We start from the raw sequence: 15007 nt of genomic DNA on the forward strand, positions 1-15007 counted from the left end.
CTTAGCGAAGGGCCTTCCAAGCAGCCACGTAGGCCTTGGCGTTCAGCGCCACTTGCTCCGGCGTCATGCCCGGTTTGAACAGTCCGGAACCGAGGCCAAAACCTTTTACACCGGCATCGATAAACGCCTGCATATTGTCCGGTGTAATACCGCCGACCGGCGCCAGTACCGTTCCCGTCGGCAACACTGCGAGCCAGGCTTTGACGACTGCCGGCCCCATCTGCTCGGCCGGGAACAGTTTGAGAATATCCGCGCCCTCCGCCAGCGCTGCGAAGGCTTCGGTCGGCGTCGCAACACCCGGCGACAGAAACAGCCCCGCCGCTTTCGCCGCACGCAAGACCTTGGCGTCACTGTGCGGCATGACAATCACTTGGCCGCCGGCTTCTTTCACCAGCTCGACCTGTGCCGGGGTTAACACCGTGCCGGCACCGATCAGGCAATCGGCGGGCAAGGTCGTACGCAAAATGCGGATACTTTCGTACGGCGACGGGGAATTGAGCGGTACTTCGATGACGCGAAATCCGGCCGCATACAGGACTTCTCCGACAGCGGCGGCTTCCTGCGGATGCAGTCCCCGCAGGATCGCGATCAGACCGTTTTGCGCCAATGCTTGCTTGAGCATGTCAGGCCTCCAGTCAGGGTTAACGGGATGAGGAATCGATCAGTCCGGCGGCCAGCGCCAGTTGCCACAAGCCACGCTCGGTGGCCTGTTCGGCCAGCTTCACGCTGGCGAAACCACAGGCGTCGAGGGCGCGGCTGTAGCGCGCACAGAGCTGCGCGTTGCCGATGAGGATGATCGAAGGAAGATTCGTGTTGTTGCGACGACGTCGCTGAACCGTGGCGAGCGCCGCCAGCTCATGGCCGATCATCAGGCCGGACAGATAATCGGCCTGCTCGGTCGGGCTGAGTTCGCCGGTCAAGCCCAGGGTACGGGCGCTGAACAACGTCGACAGCACGCCGAGTTCGCCGTCCGCCGACAGAGCAACCTGCACACCACGGTCAAACGCCAAAGCATCGAACGTCGCACCTTGCTTCAGGGTACGACCGAGAATGCTGTGTTCACTGAGAACGGCGAACACTTCACCGGTCATAAACGTGTCGAAGTGAGTGATGCAGCCATCGACCACATCCACCCATTTCGAGTGGCTGCCCGGCAGGCCGATCAACAGATCAGCACCCGCCTCAATCGGCAGATTCTGCAGCACGCCGAGCACTTGGGTTTCTTCGCCGCGCATCACATTCGGCAGACGCGAACGCTGAATCACACCCGGCACGATATGCACGCGGGTGCCGCGCAGGCTGACAATTGTTTGTAGGGAGTTTCCGAGATTGGCGACGTTCGCCGGCGTCTCGCAGTAGGCTGCTTCACGCCAGCCCTGTGCACTGCCGACCATGCCGCAGGCAATCACCGGCAGATTCGGCTGCGCATCAAGCCAGTCGCCGCACGCCTCATCGAAGGCCAGTTCAAAACCATCGGCGCATTCGCGACCGTTGATGACTCGCGGGGTCTTGGGCAACTGCATGATCCCGGACGACAGCGCGCGCTGCTCCAGCACCACACCGCCCGCCGCGAGTTTGTAAGCACGTAATGAGGTCGTACCCCAGTCGAGCGCGATCAATTGCGCCAGCATCGCTTCACCTGTTTTGTTTTTGGCAGTGAGTGCGACGGACTATAGACCTCTCAGACGGGAAATCTCAATATGTAATTTTGCATCCCACATTATGGGATAAAGCAATCATTGCACGCGCTGCTGTTCAATGACGTGTACGAGGTCAGTTGCTGGAATCAGCATTGACTTCGAATAGTATCCCCCGAATGAGTAAGCTGAGGTAAACACTCTGCAAGAGACGGCGTTACGTTCATTTAATAATGCCAGCAGTTCTTCCGCGCTCATGAAAACATTTGAAACGCCCTCATCCTCCTTTCTCACTGCGGACAATCTAGACGTATAAATATGGTCTAAACCAGACTTATCGGCGTCAACCTCAACAAGATTACCAACAAAATAATTAGTCAATTTATCGGAGTTTTCAAATTCAAGCTCTTTATCCAGAGAGCAAAACAATGTTTCACCCAACTGTGTTTCTCCCGTCGCATCCTTAAAAAAATTCAACACATCGGTCTTCGAACTAAAGCGAACACTCCAAGACAAACTATCGCCCCCTGTAGCGACAGAAATGAATTCAATCTCGGTATCAGGAAGAATCGACCGCTTGGCACAAGAACTACATAGAAGCATCGTCAGCACAATAAATAGTCGTATCATTTTTTCGATTCCAAATATTCAGTCACTCGCTCATAAACTATATCGCACGCAGACTTTCCACTTTGAAGTTTGGAGGCGAACAGCATACCTGCTTGCCGGTGATTCGCACTGACCGCCTCATTTATATTCGGTCCAGATTTCATGATCCAGCGCTCTCCCAAACTGGCAACAGTATCTGAATCGTCTTTTTCCTTGGGGGATGCCAATATATTTATCCAGTAATCTGCCACGGGCTTTGGCGTCGTAAAATAGATATCAGAGAACATCCATACACCTGTACCACCGCCAACAGGATCGAGTGTTACCAACATCTTGACTGTATAACCTCGTTCTTTCAAAATCGAGGTCAAATGTGCACCATTCCACCCCCCAAGGCTATGACCAACAATCACAAGATAAACCGTCTTATCACCTTTTAACGGGCGTATTACATACTTCTCGATATCCTTCTCACCGCGAACATCCTTATAGCTTATATAAGGTAAATTAACGTCGAGCTTTTGTTCCGGAGACAGTCTGTTCGACAACTGATTCCACGCATTTTGCACGTTATGATGAGGAGGTTCATTCTGATAATACTCCTCTTTATCCCCAGCACCGCCAATAAAGAAAACGGTTACCTTTTTCACTTTGACAGTAACTTGCTTGACGCTCTGGTCAGTCTTGCAGGTCAACTCATGGCCAGCCACTTCAGTTTTGCAGTCTCTGAGTGCAGGATTTTCGACTTCCATTTCGATCACTCTACAAACAATTTAATAGTTTCAGCCAAGTGAGAACTCACCATATGGGTAAAGCCCTGCTCATTGGTGATGCCATGTTCTATGCGCCCATCACCTCGCTGGATCGCATACGGATGATCGGGGATAGGCTCGCCAGTCGCCTCGTTAACCACTTGCAACCTGTCCGTAAAATGCACCGGCATCGGCAACAGCCCACTAAACGCTGCCCCTCCGCCACTCTGGCCGATAATCACCGTCCCCGAGCCACCCACCACGACATTGCCGTGGCCTCCGGTGCTGTCGAGCGTGGCGGCATTCAAGCCGTTGATAAAAACGGTGCCGGAAACGGCTCCGGTAATCGGGCTGCCACACGCCGATTTATCGGTCATGCGCGCGGCGGCGAGGCCGTCGAAGAAGACGTTCGGCGAGCCGGAGGCAATCGGGTTGGTGCCATGCCCTGGCAATGGGCAGGCGGTCGGGTCGGTGACGCGTGCAGCGGGTTTACCACTCAATTCAAAGCTCCTTGCTTCAGGGGTTCCGGGTGCGGCTGGTGGAGATCGACATCGGTCGCGGCGAAGCGCCAGCGGTTGTCGACGGGGTCGAACAGGGCGTGGCAGTGTTCACGGCTGTCGGGGGATGTAGCGATTTGCAGATGTTGCCAGGCTTGATCGACATGCCATGCCAGCTCGGCAGGCGTCGCGTCATCCAGCTCGTTGAGCCAGGCGTTGTAGTTGCGCAGGTGATTGCGTTCGTAAGTCGATTGCAGCAAATCGGCCATTTGTGTGCCGAGGTCCAGATGATGTTCGGCCGTCCACTGGCCGATCTCGGAATAGACGTACCAGCCCATCGGCATCAACCCGCCGTCCTTGAGCAGCGAATGCCCGGCAGGGGCGACGAAACCACAGCAAATGTGCAGCATCAGCCAGCCTTGATGGGCGTCGATAAACGCCGTTGGATCGAAAGTGCGCAGCGGTATCACACGGTAATCGTCAAGCCCGGCACTGCGCCTCATCAACTCGGCATCGAGCGGTGACACGAACGCACGAATGGCTTCGCCGCCCGTACGATTGACGGTGCAGAGAATGTCGACCGGTTGCCGCTTGGGGTTGTCGCTCGAGCCTGAGTTTTTCACCAGGCCCTACAGACGCATTGTCGCCCGTAGTCCGCTCATCGCTGGTCACTCGTTGACGCAGCGAAGGCTCCACGGGCGTGGAGAAATTGTGCCAGAGGCATTGCAGGTGTCGTCCGTGAGCGCGCAAAAATGGCGCGTAGAATGCCGGACTAGAGCGTTGGCGACAATCGAATTAGCACCGCAATGCCATCATTGTGATCAGCCCTCGGCAAACTCACGCAGGACCTGGCCATCCATGCGGTAGCGCACCCACTCTTCCTGGGGTTGTGCGCCGAGGGATTTGTAGAATTCGATGGCCGGCGTGTTCCAGTCGAGCACGCTCCATTCGAAGCGGCCGCAGTCGTTATCGCAGGCGATTTTCGCCAAGTGACGCAACAAGGTTTTGCCGGCACCGCCGCCGCGTTGTTCGGGGGTGATGTAGAGGTCTTCGAGGTACAGGCAGTTGCTGCCGAGCCAGGTCGAATAGCTGAAGAAGAACACCGCGAAACCGATTGGCAAACCGTCGCGTAGGCAGATCAGGCCGTGGGCGGTGGCGCCTTCGCTGAACAGGCTGCGTTCGATGTCGGCAACGCTGGCGATGACTTCGTGACGGGCCTTTTCGAAATCGGCGAGTTCAGTGATGAAGGCGAGGATTTGCGGGGCATCGCTGGGGGTCGCCGGGCGGATTTCGATCGTCATGGACGGGCCTTGTCGGAAAAAGGAAAACGCCATACTAAGGTGGTGAGCGGCGCTCGTCACATGGCAAAACACACATTACCCTGCGCAATGTTGCAAACACTGCAGTTCCCTGTGGGAGCGAGCCTGCTCGCGAAAGCATTCTGTCATTCAACAATGCAAGTGACTGTAAGGACGCCTTCGCGAGCAAGCTCGCTCCCACAGGGACTTCGACAATCTGAAAGGATGCTCATGAACCCAGCGTTTTTTACCCCCGTAGAGGCACTCGCAGTAGCCCTGTTGCCCCACGCCCTCGAGCGATCAGACGACGGCGCTCACAACCTCGCTCACTTGCAGCGGGTCTGGCATAACGTGCGTACGCTGCAAGCAGAAGAAGGCGGCGATCTTGAGGTGTTGTTGGCCGCCGTGCTCTTGCACGATTGCGTCGCCGTCGAGAAGAACTCGCCACTGCGTTCGCAGGCTTCGCGGCTGGCGGCAGATAAAGCTTCGTCAGTGCTGGCCGATCTGAACTGGTCCGAAGAAAAAATCGCCGCCGTCGCCCACGCCATCGAAGCCCACAGTTTCTCCGCCAACATCACCCCGCTCACCCTCGAAGCGAAAATCGTCCAGGACGCCGATCGGCTCGACTCACTCGGCATGCTTGGCGTCGCCCGCACTTTCTACATCGCCGGGCGCATGGGTTCGGCGCTCTACGACCCGCAGGATCCCGAAGCGAAACAACGCGATTACGATGACACGCGTTTTTGCCTCGATCATTTCCAGACCAAACTGCTGCACCTCGCCGACGGTTTCCAGACCACCGCCGGCCAGCGTCTTGCGCAGGTCCGTCATCTGCGCCTGAAGGGATTCATGGAGCAGTTCAAGGAAGAGATCGGCCTCGCTTGAGCATTACTCCGGCGTGCAGTGATCCTGACTTCGCCAAGCTCAGACCTAAGCCGCCTGCCTGACGTGTTAAACAGATGACGCTGAATTTTTCCGCTTAAGGATTCACTTCATGTCGCAAGTAACACCCAAGGTTTCAGGCAAGTTGTTCGGCCTGTTCTGCCTCGCCAGTTATCTGCTGTCGCTGCCTTACGGCTCGACGTTTTTATTGTCACTGTTGATCAGTTCTCGCGGCGGCAATGAGCACGATGCCGGCAGTGTGATTTCGGCGGCGATGCTCAGTACGTTTGTGGCGGTGCTGGTGTCCGGGCATCTGTCGGACTGGCTCGGGGCGGCGCGCTCAATTGCAGTGTTCGGGTTGTTGCTGGTCGCGGCGAGTCTGGGCTTTGCGCTGACGCCAGGGTTTGGTCATCTGTTATTGGTTTTCGGTTTGCTGCTGGGTTTGGGCTGGGGCGTTTTCTATACCTTGGGGCCGATCATCGTCGCCAGTCTGGTGACCCCGGCGCAGCGCGCCAAGTACTTCGCGCTGCTGTCGGGCAGCATGATGACCGGGATCGGAAGCGGCCCTTTACTCGGACGGGCAGCGAGTGCGCTGGGCTTGCCAGTGACCTCGGCGTTTTATCTGGCGGCGCTGGCAAGCCTGATCGGGGTGCTGCTGTTCTGGCAGCTGGGTGCTCGTTTGAAAAGCACGCAGACCCCGACAGCGGCAAAAATCAGCTGGCAAGCGACCACGCAAGTGCTCGGCTCGCGTGCGCTGTTTCCGATCATCATGGTTGGTCTCGGCGGTTGCGTATTCGGTGGATTGTCGAGCTTTCAGACCAGCTATGCCGCCGCCCGCTCGCTGGATTATTCGTTATTTTTTCTCGGCTTCATGAGCGCGGCAATCAGCAGTCGGATGTTGATCGCCGGATATGTCGTCAAGCGTGATCCTTTGCGCGCGTCGTGCCTGCTGTCGGGGCTGATGCTGGGTTCGATTGTGCTGTTCGCGTTCGGTGTGCACAGCGGATTCAGCTATCTGTTAGCGGCGCTGACGCTCGGCGTCGGTTATGGCCTGACCTATTCGGTGATCAACGGCCTGGCGGCCAACGAAGCACCGGCCGGTACTACATCGCAGGCCTTGTTGCTGTTCAGTCTTTCGTACTTCATCGGCGTGTTTGGTTTCCCGCTATTGGCCGGGAAAATCATCGTTGAGCAGGGCATGAGCACGCTGCTTTTGACGGTATTGATCGTCGCGTTGGCCAACTGGCTGATTACCCTTGGCCGCTTGCTCTGGCGGCGGATCAGTCTGAAAGCCGCGCAGGCAACCTAGACCGTTCGTCGCTGATCAGGCACCAATCCGATCACTGGGCAGACCAACGACAGGTAAGGATTCCAATCACTGGAGAAGCCCTATGATCCCGTCAAGGTTGACCGCTTTTGTATTCAGCGCCCTGCTCTGCCCTGCAGTTTTCGCAGCATCCGCTACCGCTGCGGGCACCGGCCCTACCGACCCGACCCCACCACGCGCCCCCGCCATCAACAGTGCTCCCGGTATGAATACCGATGGCTCGGGAGTGCCCTTGATCAATCAGCCTCCCGCCACCGGCACCGACCCGCGCACTCAGGGCAGCGACCCGGGCCGGCAGGGCGGCATGAACACCCCCGACGCCCCCGCCACGCCAGACAACGCGGGCCCCGGCGTCGGCTCGAAAACCACCACCGGTGGCTCCGGTTCCGAAGGCTCCGGTCAGTAGTTCGCCGACGCGAGCGTCCTGTTCAATCCAATGAAGAGGTAACCATGAACGTCGATAAAAACCTGGAAAAAGAAGTCCTCACCCGCCTGCTGCACGCCCATCCGAGTGGACTGGGCAAGGAGGTGCTGGACAATTACCGGGGCGAGAAGGTCGTGGCCAGCGCCCTCGCCGCTTTGCAGGATCGTGGACTGATTCACCACGGGCATGTGACCTGCAACGAGGCTGGCGAACATTCGTTGAACCTGCCGATCAAGCTCAGTGCGGCTGGCGTTGAAGCGGCGCGCAAGCTGGATCTGCAGTAGTCTGCGGCCGCTCGTTGCCGATGCGGCGAGCGGTGTCCAGCATTGCATTTTGTGTTGAAACTAATGGCCCCTTCGCGAGCAAGTCGAATCGTCGCACCGTCGCTCCCACGTTGGAATACATTTCAAATGTGGGAGCGAGCCTGCTCGCGAAAGCTATTAATCAAGCGCCACCGGACTCGCGGATAAACGCATCCACCTCAGCCGCCCCCGGCGATGTCGCCGGTCCCCAGCGAGTCACCGCAATAGCCGCTGCCGCATTCGCCCGCCGCGCGGCTTCATGCGCTGACAAACCCTGCGCCAACCCGGCGACAAACACCCCGGCATGGGCATCACCGGCGCCATTGCTGTCTACCGCTTTAACCGCAAACCCGGGCACATGCCGACGCTCATCGCGCTGATGAATCCAGCAACCCTGCGGCCCGTCACGCACCACCATCAGCACCTCTTTGGGCAGGTGCTCAGCGAGGCGATCCAGCGCTGCGCCAATGTCCTCAGCCCCGGTAAAGCGCAACGCCTCAACACTGTTGCTGGTCCACACATCGATTCGCGGCAGCAACGCCTGCATCATCGGCGAGTCCGGCGATTCCACCAAAGGGCCCGGATCGAACACCACGTTGATCGACTCCGGTAACGCCAATGTCCAGTCGAGCAACGCCTGCGCTTTGCCTTCGTGCAACAGGCTGTAGCCACTGAGATAAACGTAATCGCCCGCTTCGACCGCAACGCTGTTCAGATCCTCCGCCGTCACCTCACCTTCAGCGCCGATGTAGGAAATGAAACTGCGCTCGGCCGACGCATCGGTCAGCGCCACACACAACCCTGTGTCGCGCTGCGCAGGCTGGCGAATGCCGATGTGAATCCCCTCGGCGTTCATCGCCTGACGCGCGAGATCACCGAAACGCCCAGTGCCATGACGACCGAGATAAACCACCGGCAGGCCATTACGCACCGCTGCCGCCATCACATTGAACCCGCCGCCTGCTTCGAAACCGGCCGACTGCGCCAGCACGTCACCGCCAATCTGCGGCAGCTTATCCACGGCCATGACCAAGTCGATGATGACCTGGCCGGTGTGCAACATCTTAGGCATGAGCATTCTCGGTTTGCGCGGCGCGGCGGTCTTTCGCCCCGCCGAGGACAAAGTAAATGCCACCGGCGACCACGAAGGTCACGATCCAGCCGAGGCCGTTGTGGCCCAGCCAAGAGTCGGACAGGAAGCCTTTGAACCAGACGTTTTCAGTAGTGGTGCCAATGGTGGTGAAACTGAAGCCAAGGACGATGGCAATCGCCCAGGCGCCGAACGCGCGCCACTCGATGCCGCCGTGATACCAGTAGGCACTGCTCGGGCTGACGTCGAGCAGGTCTTTCGGGCTGTAGTAATGACGGTGAATCAGGTCGACGACGAAGATCCCGACCCACGCGGTGATCGGCACCGCCAGCAGGGAAATAAAGGTAATGAACGGGCCGTAGAAACTGTCGGCGATCAGCATGAAGTAGATCGAACCGGCGAAGATCGCGACGATATCCACTACCACGGCGTAGACGCGTTTGACCTTCAGGCCAAGGGTCAGCGTGGTCAGACCGGCGGAGTACACCGACAGGTTGTTCGAGAGCAACAAGCCACCGAACGCGGTGATCAGGTACGGCACGGCCATCCAGGTTGGCAGCATGTCGCGGATTGCAACAATCGGGTCAGTCGCCGAGGCGAGGTCGTTGTTACCCACCGAGAGCAGACCGCCAAGAGTGATCAGCAGCACCAGCGGAATGCCCGCACCGAACGCTGCTGATGCAACCAAACGCACGGCTTTGACGCTGCGATGCTGATAGCGCGACATGTCGGCGCCAGCGTTGGCCCAACCAATGCCGGTGCCCGCGGCCATGGTGCCGATACCGATGATCATTGCGCTCATCGGCGCCGGCGTGGCGTTGAATACCGCGCTCCAGTCGATGGTCGCGCAAAGGAAACCACCGACGAGAATGTTCAGCGCGCCGAACACGTAGGTCGCCCACTTCTGGATCACCAGCAAGGTCGCATGGCCGAGGCCGGATACCGACAGAGTCAGCAGCACGAAAATCGCGATGAAGATCAGCGTCAGTATCGGCGCGCTTTTCGCTTCGACCGGTGAGCCGAACAGAATCGAGCACAGCGACAACAGCACGAATGCGGCAGTGGTGGTGTTGACGGTTTCCCAACCCAGGCGCGACATCAGCGAGACCAGCGTCGGGCCGATATTGCCGCGCACGCCGAAGATCGCCCGCGACAAGGTCAGGCTCGGCGCGCGGCCACGGCGACCGGCAATCGAGATGATCCCGACCACCGCGAACGAACCGGCAGCGCCGATGATCGCGACGATGATCGCCTGCCAGATCGCCAGCCCGCGAAACGCCACCAGCGTGGCGCCCAGCGGTAGGCCGAGGATGGAAATGTTGGCGGCGAACCAGACCCAGAACAGTTGCAGCGGGTGGCCGTTGCACTCGGCTTCCGGCACCGGTTCGATGCCGCGGGTTTCCAGTTGCCCGGCGCTCTGCCCGGCGTTTGATGAACTCATGAAGGTGCTCCTGTTTGCCTTTTTTGTGGTTGTGGCAATGATGCAAAACGACAAGACATCGCGGCCGTCCTCGGCCTGTCTGCGCGATCCATTGCGGGTTAAAAATTCGAAATTCGCGGTGCGGCTTTCGCGAGCAAGCTCGCTCCCACAGGGATCACGCCGTACCTGTGGGAGCGAGCCTGCTCGCGAAAGCGTCAGCCCAGTCAGCGCAAGGCCAACAGCCCCTGCACCAACGGCTCCAGCTCTAGGTGATTAACCGATTTGACCGTGTCGATCATCGGCACTGGCCAGCTCTCAAGACCCAGGCAGGCCCCGAGCATGGCGCCGAGAATCGCCGCGATGGTGTCAGTGTCACCGCCAAGACTGGCGGCCATGCACAACGCCTCAAACGCGCTCATCTCGCCGACGGCCACTTGCTGCGCCAGGGCAAAGGAGACCACCACCGATTCCTGCGACGCCACCGAAGTACCGATCACGTCATAGAGCAGATCCGCCAGCAAAGCCTTGTCGCTATCGACACTGATGGTGCGCGCCCAACTGATGCGCGAGGCGATGCGCCCACCGGCCACCCAATGGCCGTGTGATTCCGCTTGTTGAGCGATGTGCTGGCCGAGGTTCAACGCCTCGCCCAGGTCCATGCCGTTGATGCCGGCAGACACCACCGCCGCCACCGCTGCCGCACTGGAAATCCCCAGTGTGGTGTTGTGGGTGACCTGACAGGCCTGTACCACCGCTGCGATAAACCGCTGAGGATCGGCAACATCCACCGCGATCCCTACCGGCGTAATGCGCATGGCCGCGCCGTTGGTGGTGCCGTAGCGTCCGGCCTCTTCCGGCGAATGGCCGGCGAGGATCATTTCGATGGCGCGCTTGGTCGACGGTCCAAGCAAGTCCTGCGAACCCTTGGCCTGCATCTCGGCTTCCCACTCGATCAAGCGTTGCGCGAGGATCGCCGGTTCGATGCGGCCTTTGCCTTCGACCAGCAACTCACCGACCAGAATGGCTTGTTCAGTGTCGTCGGTGATCGAGCCTTTGGGCATGTTTGCGGCGATGGGTTGCAAGGGACCTGCATCCTGCAGATCGGTGATTGTGCCGAAGCGGGTCTTGATGGTTTCGCGGTTCAGCGATTGCGTCGGCATGCCCAGCGCATCACCGAGGGCCAGGCCATAGAAAGCACCAAGGGCACGGTTGAGCGCGGTCATTTCGATTCTCCAAATTGCAGGTGCAAACGGAAATGCACCGGGTCGAGCAGGCTTTCGACCAGCTCCATGAAACGGTTCTGGCGATCGTAGGTGGTACGCAACGCCTTGAGGAAAACGGTGCCGACCGGGCGCCCGAGCAATTCGGCGTCTTCGGCATTCAACGGCTCGGCACCGATCCACTGATCACCGCGTTCGCCGATGTAGCCGTAGGCGGCCAGGGTGATGGTCAGGGAATTGTCGATCAGGCCGACACGCGGCAGGCTTTCCAGGCCGCCGGTGGCCGGCATCAAAGAGCGTTCGAGAGAGACCAGCGTGCCGTCGTTGGAGCGCCGACGGCGGTCGAGGGTAATGAATTGGTCAGTGCCGAACCGCGAGAGCAGATCGGGCCGGGTCACGGCTTCCAGACGCAGCACTTCGGTATTGATCAGCGCGCCGCTGTCGGCCAGCGCCTGCGCCCAGCCGCTGCGCTGGTCGAGCGCGACACCGTCGAAAGTGACGATGGAGCCGACGCCGCTTTGCGTGGCGATGTAATTGCGCCGTTTCAGTTCGGCCAGCGCTTCGCGCAGCGTGCCTCGGCTGACTTGGAATTCTTGAGCCAACTGATGTTCGCCGGGCAACAGAAAGCCGTCCTCCATGAGGCCGCTTTCGATGCGTCGGACGAGTTCGTCGACTACCCGTTGTTTCTTGTCAAATCGTACCTGTCTAATCATGTACAAATTGATACCCGAAACGGGTGCGGGCGGGCAAGGAATATTTGGGGAGAGTGACGAAAGGCGGGAGGATCAAAAGCCCCTCACCCTAGCCCTCTCCCGGAGGGAGAGGGAACTGATCGAGGTGTTTATTCCAATTACATCGACCTGAAATATCCAGTCGAACTCAGGTTTGAAAAGCTAGGAGATCTGCTCCCTTTCCCCCTCTCCCTCTGGGAGAGGGCTGGGCGGGCGGCGTTCCGATGAGGGTAGCCTTTGACTCAGCGTTGCTTCAGACGGTCAATCACTACGGCCAGAAGCAGGATCGAACCCCGAATCACATACTGATAAAACGTGTCGATATTCTTCAAGTTCATCGCATTCTCAATGATCGCCAAAATCAACACCCCGGCAATCACATGCCGAATCATGCCGATCCCACCGCTCAACGACACCCCGCCCAGCACGCACGCCGAGATCACCGTCAGCTCAAATCCCTGACCAATCATCGGTTGCCCCGAGGTCATCCGCGACGCCAGAATCACCCCCGCCAACGCACCAATCACACCATGCACGGCAAAGATAATGATCTTGGTCCGGTCAACGTTCACACCCGCGAGCAACGCCGCTTCCTGGTTGCCACCGATGGCCATGGTGTTGCGCCCGTAGGTGGTGTAATTCAGCAGCCAACCAAAAAACAGAAAGCAGACGATGGTGATCAGAATCGGCACCGGCACGCCGAACAACTGGCCGTTACCGAAGACGAAGAATGATTCCTGCGACACGCCCACCGCTTTGCCGTTGGCAAAAATGTACGCCAGACCGCGAACGATCTGCATGGTCGCCAACGTCGTGATCAACGCATTGACGCGCAACTTGGCAATCACGATGCCGTTGATCAACCCGACAATCAGGCCCATCACCAGCGCCGCGCTGACACCGAGAAACACGCTATTGGTGTCGCGCATCACCACCGCCGCAACCACCCCGGCGCAGGCAATCACCGAGCCCACCGACAGGTCGAAATGCCCCGACGCCAGGCAATACAACATCGTGCACGCGGCAATCCCGGTGGTGGAAATCGCCAGGCCCAGGCCACGCATGTTCAGCGGCGAGAGGAAGTTGTCGATCAGCAGCGTGCAGGCAACGAATATGCCCACAGCCGCCAGCAACATGACCCAGTCATCAAGGAAGCGTCGCATGTCCAGCGGCTTGCGCTCTTTCGGCAGGGTTTCGTTTTGGGTTGTCATCATAGTCACCTCTCAGTTCGCCACGCCGTCAGCGCGGTGGCGCGGCAAAGCCAGTTGCAGCAGGTTGGATTCATTGGCCTGGTCGCGGCTGATTTCGCCGCGCAAGGCGCCTTCGCAGAGCACCAGAATGCGGTCGGAAATACCCATCACTTCCATCAGGTCGCTGGACACCACGATCACCGAAATACCCTCAGCAGCGAGGTTATGGATGATCTGGTAAATCTCGGCTTTGGCACCGATGTCGATGCCGCGCGTCGGTTCGTCGAGCAGCAGGACCTTCATCGGCATCGACAGCCAGCGACCGAGAATGGCCTTCTGCTGATTGCCGCCGGAGAGGAATTTGATCTGCTGGCCGGCGTGCGGGGTTTTCACTTTCAGCGCTTTGATCTGTTTGTCGGCGTTGCCCTTTTCCCACAGACCGCGAATCAGGCAACCGAGGCCCGAATGGGCGCCGCGTGCGCTGATGTTGATGTTTTCGGCGACGCTGGCCAGCGGGATGATGCCTTCCTTCTTGCGATCTTCCGGGCAGAGCAGAATGCCCGCAGCAATCGCGTCGCGTGGCGAGCGCAGTTTCAGTTCGTGACCGCGCAATTCGAGGCGTCCGGCGGTGTTGCGTTCCAGCCCGCTGAGCAAGCGAAACAGCTCGGTGCGCCCTGCCCCGACCAATCCGAACAGGCCAAGGATTTCACCTTTGTGCGCTTCGAAACTGATCGGCTCGCGCAGACCCGGGCCGAGCAAACCATCAACCTTCAGCGCGACGGCACCGCGTGGTCGATGGCGATAATCGTAGATGTCCTGAATGTCACGACCGACCATGCAGGTCACCAGTTGATCGTGGGTCAACTGGCTCATGTCGTCGAAGGTGCGCACGTAGCGACCGTCCTTGAACACCGTCACGGCGTCACAGATGCGGAACACTTCTTCCATGCGGTGGGAAACGTAGAGCACGACTTTGCCCTCGTCACGCAGGCGGCCGATGATCGCCATCAAGCGGTCGATCTCACGGGCCGAAAGGCTGCTGGTCGGCTCGTCGAAAGCGATGACGTGGGCGCCGCGCGACAGCGCCTTGGCGATTTCCACCAATTGCCGCTGGCCGAGGGACAAGCGCCCGACCTTGGTTTGCGGATCGATTTCGTCGGCCAGGCCTTTGAGGCAGTTCAACGCTTGCTGGCGTAAAGCACCGCGATTGATCAAACCGAAACTGGCCGGCAGATGGCCGAGGAACAGGTTTTCGGCGACGGTCATTTCCGGCACCAGATGCAGCTCCTGGTGAATCACCGCGACGCCGCTGCCGATGCTGTCAGCGGTCGACTTGAACGCCATGGTCTGCTCGCCGATCTGCAACTCGCCGCTGCTCGGGATGTAAGCACCGCCGAGGATTTTCAGCAGGGTCGATTTGCCGGCGCCGTTCTCGCCCATCAAGGCGTGAACCTGGCCGGGATGGGCGACAAAGCTGATAGCGTCCAGCGCTTTCACCCCGGGAAAGGTTTTGCCGATCCCGTTGAAGCGCAGGCTGCCGCTGGCGCCGTGTTGTTCTTGTGTTTGTACTTGCGCGTGCATAAAGCCACCTCTTCACACCGAAAAACGGCCCGGCTGCCCGGGCCGTC

Annotated in this window: 17 protein-coding genes; 4 read left to right on the plus strand and 13 right to left on the minus strand. The window is 59.1% G+C overall.

Annotation, left to right across the window (positions count from 1 at the left end):
- Nucleotide 1 precedes the first annotated feature (1 nt).
- The 7 genes from AC0ZWN_RS03395 to AC0ZWN_RS03425 all read right to left on the minus strand — a co-directional run bounded on the left by AC0ZWN_RS03395 (nucleotide 2) and on the right by AC0ZWN_RS03425 (nucleotide 4796).
- Complete coding sequence (locus tag AC0ZWN_RS03395) at nucleotides 2-622, minus strand: 2-dehydro-3-deoxy-6-phosphogalactonate aldolase (RefSeq protein WP_460096570.1); 621 nt, start codon at nucleotides 620-622, stop codon at nucleotides 2-4.
- 19 nt (nucleotides 623-641) lie between these two features.
- The gene (locus tag AC0ZWN_RS03400) at nucleotides 642-1631 is read right to left on the minus strand and encodes a 2-dehydro-3-deoxygalactonokinase (RefSeq protein ID WP_476334051.1); all 990 of its coding nucleotides are present in this window, start codon (nucleotides 1629-1631) and stop codon (nucleotides 642-644) included.
- A 105-nt stretch (nucleotides 1632-1736) separates the two neighbouring features.
- Complete coding sequence (locus AC0ZWN_RS03405) at nucleotides 1737-2267, minus strand: hypothetical protein (RefSeq protein ID WP_460409845.1); 531 nt, start codon at nucleotides 2265-2267, stop codon at nucleotides 1737-1739.
- Complete coding sequence (locus tag AC0ZWN_RS03410) at nucleotides 2264-2998, minus strand: alpha/beta hydrolase family protein (RefSeq protein WP_476334053.1); 735 nt, start codon at nucleotides 2996-2998, stop codon at nucleotides 2264-2266. The genes AC0ZWN_RS03405 and AC0ZWN_RS03410 overlap by 4 nt, the downstream gene beginning before the upstream one ends.
- A gap of 5 nt (nucleotides 2999-3003) precedes the next feature.
- Nucleotides 3004-3498, minus strand: coding sequence for a PAAR domain-containing protein (locus AC0ZWN_RS03415; RefSeq protein ID WP_016986005.1), 495 nt, complete (start codon nucleotides 3496-3498; stop codon nucleotides 3004-3006).
- Nucleotides 3495-4118, minus strand: coding sequence for a hypothetical protein (locus tag AC0ZWN_RS03420; RefSeq protein WP_476334054.1), 624 nt, complete (start codon nucleotides 4116-4118; stop codon nucleotides 3495-3497). Before AC0ZWN_RS03420 ends, AC0ZWN_RS03415 begins: the two co-directional genes overlap by 4 nt.
- A gap of 198 nt (nucleotides 4119-4316) precedes the next feature.
- The gene (locus AC0ZWN_RS03425) at nucleotides 4317-4796 is read right to left on the minus strand and encodes a GNAT family N-acetyltransferase (RefSeq protein WP_093435380.1); all 480 of its coding nucleotides are present in this window, start codon (nucleotides 4794-4796) and stop codon (nucleotides 4317-4319) included.
- A 228-nt stretch (nucleotides 4797-5024) separates the two neighbouring features.
- Between AC0ZWN_RS03425 and AC0ZWN_RS03430 the strand changes: the two genes are divergently transcribed.
- The 4 genes from AC0ZWN_RS03430 to AC0ZWN_RS03445 all read left to right on the plus strand — a co-directional run bounded on the left by AC0ZWN_RS03430 (nucleotide 5025) and on the right by AC0ZWN_RS03445 (nucleotide 7710).
- Nucleotides 5025-5678 (plus strand): HD domain-containing protein, encoded by a 654-nt coding sequence (locus AC0ZWN_RS03430; protein WP_476334055.1) that lies wholly within the window; start codon nucleotides 5025-5027, stop codon nucleotides 5676-5678.
- A 109-nt stretch (nucleotides 5679-5787) separates the two neighbouring features.
- The gene (locus tag AC0ZWN_RS03435; protein ID WP_476334056.1) at nucleotides 5788-6984 is read left to right on the plus strand and encodes an MFS transporter; all 1197 of its coding nucleotides are present in this window, start codon (nucleotides 5788-5790) and stop codon (nucleotides 6982-6984) included.
- Nucleotides 6985-7066: 82 nt separating this feature from the next.
- Complete coding sequence (locus tag AC0ZWN_RS03440) at nucleotides 7067-7408, plus strand: hypothetical protein (protein WP_007908306.1); 342 nt, start codon at nucleotides 7067-7069, stop codon at nucleotides 7406-7408.
- Nucleotides 7409-7452: 44 nt separating this feature from the next.
- Complete coding sequence (locus AC0ZWN_RS03445; protein ID WP_016986009.1) at nucleotides 7453-7710, plus strand: hypothetical protein; 258 nt, start codon at nucleotides 7453-7455, stop codon at nucleotides 7708-7710.
- Nucleotides 7711-7870: 160 nt separating this feature from the next.
- Here the strand turns inward: AC0ZWN_RS03445 and AC0ZWN_RS03450 are convergent, their stop codons facing one another.
- The 6 genes from AC0ZWN_RS03450 to araG all read right to left on the minus strand — a co-directional run bounded on the left by AC0ZWN_RS03450 (nucleotide 7871) and on the right by araG (nucleotide 14960).
- Complete coding sequence (locus tag AC0ZWN_RS03450; RefSeq protein WP_476334057.1) at nucleotides 7871-8800, minus strand: PfkB family carbohydrate kinase; 930 nt, start codon at nucleotides 8798-8800, stop codon at nucleotides 7871-7873.
- On the minus strand, nucleotides 8793-10259 hold the full coding sequence (locus AC0ZWN_RS03455) for a purine-cytosine permease family protein (protein WP_476334058.1): 1467 nt from the start codon (nucleotides 10257-10259) through the stop codon (nucleotides 8793-8795). The genes AC0ZWN_RS03450 and AC0ZWN_RS03455 overlap by 8 nt, the downstream gene beginning before the upstream one ends.
- A gap of 203 nt (nucleotides 10260-10462) precedes the next feature.
- Nucleotides 10463-11461: an ADP-ribosylglycohydrolase family protein gene (locus AC0ZWN_RS03460; protein ID WP_476334059.1), complete on the minus strand. Its 999-nt coding sequence runs from the start codon at nucleotides 11459-11461 to the stop codon at nucleotides 10463-10465.
- Entirely contained in the window at nucleotides 11458-12171 is a 714-nt protein-coding gene (locus AC0ZWN_RS03465) for a GntR family transcriptional regulator (protein ID WP_250605987.1), read from the minus strand. Before AC0ZWN_RS03465 ends, AC0ZWN_RS03460 begins: the two co-directional genes overlap by 4 nt.
- 260 nt (nucleotides 12172-12431) lie before the next feature.
- Nucleotides 12432-13400, minus strand: a complete 969-nt coding sequence (gene araH / locus AC0ZWN_RS03470) for an L-arabinose ABC transporter permease AraH (protein WP_026000669.1) — start codon at nucleotides 13398-13400, stop codon at nucleotides 12432-12434.
- Nucleotides 13401-13412: 12 nt separating this feature from the next.
- Complete coding sequence (gene araG / locus AC0ZWN_RS03475) at nucleotides 13413-14960, minus strand: L-arabinose ABC transporter ATP-binding protein AraG (RefSeq protein WP_476334060.1); 1548 nt, start codon at nucleotides 14958-14960, stop codon at nucleotides 13413-13415.
- Nucleotides 14961-15007 lie beyond the last annotated feature (47 nt).

Source organism: Pseudomonas sp. 3B-A001-10F, from assembly GCF_056313565.1.